Consider the following 3,049-nt stretch of genomic DNA (forward strand, 5'->3'; position numbering starts at 1 on the left):
CAAAACGTTCATCAGGGCGAAGATCAGCGTCAGTCCCAAGGCTATGAGCGCGTACTGAGCCCCCGTGTACAGTCCGTTGAAGAGTACCTGTCCCAAAAACGATCCCTCCTATCGGGACGGCGAGGCCCCGAAGCATGACTCGGGGCCTGCCCCGAACCCCGCCATAAGCGGACGGCGCGGTTTGTCGCTTTTCACCGGCCGTCCGCTTATGGGCTTCCCTGGAGGACGAGCCCCCTGCCCCCTCGCCCGTCCCGCCACGGGGACACGCCCCCGGTGGGGCAGGCCCGTAGGGGCGCCGGGGAGCCGGCTCCCCGGTCAGGGGGATTGGGGGGCGGCGCCCCCCGTCCCGTTACTCCGCGCTGCCGACGAAGAGGGTCTTGAAGTCCCCGCCTTCGAAAACGGTGACGACCATGGGGATGGAGATCTGGCGCTTCTGGCCGAAGTAGGGCGTGCCGATGTAGTGCAGCGGCCGGTTGTCCTTCAGATACGGGTTGGGCATGGAGAAGGTCTCCATGGCGGCCTTGAACTTCTCCACGTCGTCGATGGCCTCCGGCCCGGCCTGTTTCAGCGTGTTCAGTATGATCTCGAGAGCATAGACCTTCGTCCCGGCCTCGTCGTTCCACTCCCCGGCGACCTTCTCGTATTCCTTGATGAAATCCTCCATGTACGCGCTGCGGATCTCCGGGGTGCTCGCTCCCCCCACGGAGATGAAGCCGTTGGCCGCGTCGCCGGCCAGCTCCGCGATCACCTTCGCGTCCTGGGCGGTCTCCGTGCTGAGGATGCCCTCGAAGCCCAGCTCGCGTGCCGTCTTGATCAGCAGGGGCGTGTCCGCGGGAGCGGCTCCGGAGAGCACCAGCAGGTCGGGCTTCTTGCCCACGACGCTGGACATGACGGGGAAGAAGTCCGTGGTACCGGGCTCGTAGGTGTCCTTCTCGGCGAGGATCTCGAGGCCCAGTTTCCTGGCGGCCTCCACGCCCTCATCCCTCTGGTTCAGGGACTCCGAGTCGTTGCGCGCGACGAACGCGATGCTCTTGATCCCCTTCTCCTTCATCAGGTAGGAGTAGATGACGGGGCCCGCCTGATAGGACGCGATCATGCCCAGAATCGAGTTGCTGGCCGGGGCGGTGTAGAGCTTTTTGGAGAAGGCATAGGGGATGCTGATGGCCTTGCCCTTCTCGATGACGGGGACGATGGCCATGGAGGTCGGGTCGATGTTGGGCCCGATGATGTAGTGGATGCCCTCCTCGTAGATCAGGCGCTCCGCTCCGGACACGGAGACCTTGGGGTCGTTGCGGTCATCGACCGCGACAATCTTGATCTTGTAGGTGTCCTCTCCGATCTGGAAGCCGCCCTTGTCGTTGATCATCTTGGCGGACGCCTCGGCGCAATAGCGGTTCACCAGCCCCCAGGAGGCCGCCGGCCCGCTCATGACGCCCAACACGCCGATCTTTAGCTCCTTCTCCGCCGCCAGTGCCGCGCCGCAGAGCGACAGGGAAAGCAGGACGACCAACACCGACGCCAATGCCTTACGAGACGAAAAACAGAACCTGCTCATCAAAAACACGCTCCTCTCCCGGGGCCTTTGCCCCAAAGACGATGATGAACGGCGAGAGGAAAGGACTCCCTCGCCCGGCGAGGGGGGATGCCCCCACCCCCTACGCATGCCGCTCTCTTTTTTCAAGGGGTCCGGCACCTGACCAGCTCCCCATAACCTGGCGAAACCCGCACGGCCCCGCCGCCCCAAACAACCCGCCCTCGAACCAGAACCGTCTCGGGGACCCCGCGCCCCTCCAGGCCGACGAAGGCCGAGATGCGGTTGAGGTATTGAAGGGAATCCTCCGTGATCCGCCATTCCCGGTCGGGATCCAGGATCACCAGGTCCGCGTCCGCCCCCGGCCGGACGGCGCCCTTCCGCTCCCACAATCCGAAGATCCGCGCCGGCCCCTCCGAGAGCCGGGCGGCGACGAGGGAGGGAGAAAGCCCGCGGCGGTGCACGGCGCGATCGAAGAAGACCGACATCAGGCTCTGAATGCCGCTGATCCCGCCCCAGGCCTTGAAGGCCCCTTCCCCCTCCTCCTTCTCCCGGGGGGCGCATGGCGAGTGGTCGGAGGCCACGCAGGCCAGGGTTCCGTCGACAACATAATCCCAAAGCGCCTCGCGGGCCGCCGCATCCCGCAGCGGAGGCGCGCACTTGAAGAGCATCCCCCGCTCCAGGACGTCCGTCTCGTCGAAGACGAGATAGTGCGTACAGGTCTCGGCAGTCACGGGCAGCCCCTCGGCCTGAGCCCCACGAATCAGCTCCGCCACCCCGGGGTGGCTGACATGGCAGATGTGCACCCGCGCACCGGTCGCACGCGCCAGTTCGATCACCCCGGCGACCGCGATCCGCTCCGCCTCCACCGGGCGCGAGCGCAGGAAGTCGATGCGGCCGGTCCGGCCCTCCCGCACGGCGCGCTCCTCCTCGTGCCGGATGATGGAGTAGTCCTCGGCATGGAAGCCGACCAGGCCGCCGAAAGAGGAGGCGACCTCCAGGGCCTCCCGCACGACCCCCAGGGTGAGCGTGCGATAGTCCGGAGAGACGGGCCCCAGAAAAACCTTGAACGCGGTGACGCCCGCGTCGTGAAGGGCGCGCATTTCGTCGAGGTTGTCCCCCGTCAGTCCGCCCCAAAAGGCATAATCCACGAGGGCCTCGTCCCGAACGGCCTCGAACTTGCGCGCAAAAATCGCAGCATCCGTCAGGGCCGGCTCGTTCTGCAGGGGCATATCCACCACCGTGGTCACGCCGCCCGCCGCCGCCGCCGCGGTCCCATGGGCAAAATCCTCGCGCCAGGTGAAGCCGGGATCGTTGAGGTGTGCGTGGACGTCGATCGCTCCGGGCATCACGAGCCTGCCCTCCGCATCGAGGACCTGAGCCGCCCGGACGCCGTCCCGTACATGGGGCGCAAGCAGCGCGGCCACCCGCCCGTCCTTCACGGCCACATCGGCCGCGTCGATCCCCTCGGCCGAAACGACCCGGCCGTTCTTCACCAGAAGATCACAGTCCATTTTC

General features: G+C 66.4%; 2 protein-coding genes. Both read right to left on the minus strand.

The genetic code is table 11. The annotated features are described in order from the left end of the window. Positions 1-349: 349 nt before the first annotated feature. A complete protein-coding gene (locus ACO41U_RS10195; protein ID WP_485943706.1) occupies positions 350-1,555 on the minus strand; it encodes an ABC transporter substrate-binding protein in 1,206 nt (401 codons plus the stop codon). 122 nt (positions 1,556-1,677) lie between these two features. Beyond that, a partial coding sequence (gene allB / locus ACO41U_RS10200; RefSeq protein ID WP_485943708.1) for an allantoinase AllB occupies positions 1,678-3,049 on the minus strand: 1,372 nt, incomplete at its 5' end.

It is taken from the genome of Fretibacterium sp. (assembly GCF_057312375.1).